This is a genomic window from Alkalibaculum bacchi, assembly GCF_003317055.1.
GTDB lineage: Bacteria > Bacillota > Clostridia > Eubacteriales > Alkalibacteraceae > Alkalibaculum > Alkalibaculum bacchi.
In genome coordinates this window covers 1-2,605 of the sequence record NZ_QNRX01000039.1, presented here as the reverse complement: position 1 = coordinate 2,605, position 2,605 = coordinate 1, and the positions used below count along the sequence as shown (strand labels likewise).

Annotated in this window: 2 rRNA genes; both read left to right on the top strand. The window is 49.0% G+C overall.

The window, feature by feature from the left end:
* Positions 1–2,326 (top strand): 23S ribosomal RNA (locus DES36_RS14600); the annotation flags it as partial.
* A 201-nt stretch (positions 2,327–2,527) separates the two neighbouring features.
* A 5S ribosomal RNA gene (rrf, locus tag DES36_RS14595) occupies positions 2,528–2,605 on the top strand; the annotation flags it as partial.

Below are 2,605 nucleotides of genomic sequence, written 5' to 3'. Positions count from 1 at the left end.
GTGACCGCGTGCTTTTTGTAGAACGGACCAGCGAGTTACGGTATGTAGCAAGGTTAATATTTTAAGGATAGGAGCCGTAGGGAAACCGAGTCTTAATAGGGCGAAAGTTGCATGCTGTAGACCCGAAACCGTGTGACCTACCCATGTCCAGGGTGAAGCGTGAGTAAAATCACGTGGAGGCCCGAACCGGTGTCTGTTGAAAAAGGCTCGGATGAGGTGTGGGTAGCGGAGAAATTCCAATCGAACACGGAGATAGCTGGTTCTCCTCGAAATAGCTTTAGGGCTAGCGTCAAGTGATGAATAGTGGAGGTAGAGCACTGAATAGGCTAGGGGGCGATAAGCTTACCGAACCTTATCAAACTCCGAATGCCATATATTTTAGCTTGGCAGTCAGACTGCGTGAGATAAGTTTCGTAGTCAAAAGGGAAACAGCCCAGATCATCAGCTAAGGTCCCAAAGTGTAAGTTAAGTGGGAAAGGATGTGCAATTGCTAAGACAACTAGGATGTTGGCTTAGAAGCAGCCACTCATTTAAAGAGTGCGTAATAGCTCACTAGTCGAGTGATTGTGCGCCGAAGATAACCGGGGCTAAAACTTACCACCGAAGCTATGGCAATGCGAATGCATTGGGTAGAGGAGCATTGTGTACGAAGCGAAGCTAGAGCGAGAGCGACAGTGGATTGTACACAAGAGAGAATGCTGGTATGAGTAGCGAAAGTTAGGTGAGAATCCTAACCATCGAAAGTCTAAGGTTTCCTGAGGAAGGTTCGTCCGCTCAGGGTAAGTCGGGACCTAAGCCGAGGCCGAAAGGCGTAGGCGATGGACAACTGGTGGAGATTCCAGTACCACCTTTAAGCGTTTGAGAGAAGGAGTGACACAGGAGGATAAGCTAACCGCTCGAATGGAAGAGAGCGGCCAAGCGTCAAGTAGGGAAGCACAGTAAAATGCGTGCTTCTAGTAACTATGAGGCGTGACGGGGACCGAAAATAAGTAGGGAAGTAGCGGATTTCACACTGTCGAGAAAAGCTTCTATCGAGCAAGAAGGTGCCCGTACCGTAAACCGACACAGGTAGACGAGGAGAGAATCCTAAGATGATCGGGAGAAGTGTTGTTAAGGAACTCGGCAAAATAACCCCGTAACTTCGGGAGAAGGGGAGCCTAACCCACTTTGATGGGAAGGTTGCAGAGAAATGGCCCAAGCGACTGTTTACCAAAAACACAGGTTTCTGCTAAATCGAAAGATGAAGTATAGGAGCTGACGCCTGCCCGGTGCTGGAAGGTTAAGGGGACTTGTTAGCGCAAGCGAAGCAATGAACTTAAGCCCCAGTAAACGGCGGCCGTAACTATAACGGTCCTAAGGTAGCGAAATTCCTTGTCAGGTAAGTTCTGACCCGCACGAAAGGCGTAACGATTTGGGCACTGTCTCAACAACACACCCGGTGAAATTGTAGTACTCGTGAAGATGCGAGTTACCCGCGACAGGACGGAAAGACCCCGTAGAGCTTTACTGTAGCTTGACATTGAACTTTGGTATTGCATGTACAGGATAGGTGGGAGGCTAAGAAGTTGGGACGCCAGTCTCGATGGAGCCACCCTTGGGATACCACCCTTGTAATGCTGAAGTTCTAACCAGTGGCCATAATCTGGTCATGGGACATTGTCTGGTGGGCAGTTTGACTGGGGCGGTCGCCTCCGAAAGAGTAACGGAGGCGCCCAAAGTTTACCTCAGAATGGTTGGAAATCATTCGTAGAGTGCAAAGGCAAAAGGTAGACTGACTGCGAGAGAGACATCTCGAGCAGGGACGAAAGTCGGGCTTAGTGATCCGGTGGTACCGAGTGGAAGGGCCATCGCTCAACGGATAAAAGCTACCTCGGGGATAACAGGCTTATCTCCCCCAAGAGTCCACATCGACGGGGAGGTTTGGCACCTCGATGTCGGCTCGTCTCATCCTGGGGCTGTAGTAGGTCCCAAGGGTTGGGCTGTTCGCCCATTAAAGAGGCACGCGAGCTGGGTTCAGAACGTCGTGAGACAGTTCGGTCCCTATCCGTCGTGGGCGCAAGATATTTGAGAGGAGCTGTTCCTAGTACGAGAGGACCGGAATGGACAGACCTCTGGTGCACCAGTTGTACTGCCAAGTGCATAGCTGGGTAGCTAAGTCTGGAAGGGATAAGCGCTGAAGGCATCTAAGTGCGAAGCCCCCCTCAAGATAAGATATCTCACCCGTAAGGGGTAAGGTCCCTGGTAGACGACCAGGTTGATAGGTCAGAGGTGTACGTGTAGAAATACATTTAGCTGACTGATACTAATAGGCCGAGGACTTGACCTTAAAAAGATGATGAATAAATTTACTTTCTTGTGCTGTTTTTAAATATCACTTATTAAGCAGAAAGCTGAATGCTGAATGCGGAACATTTGATATAAACTTAGTGATAAGTTATAAAGTTTTATGATTTGAGAAAAGCAGTAAGTCACCGAAGGTGACAAGGTTTTACTTAGAACATAGAACATAAAACTTAGAACTAACACATTCCGCGGCAATAGCGGAGGGGCTACACCTGTTCCCATACCGAACACAGAAGTAAAGTCCTCCAGCGCCGAAGGTACT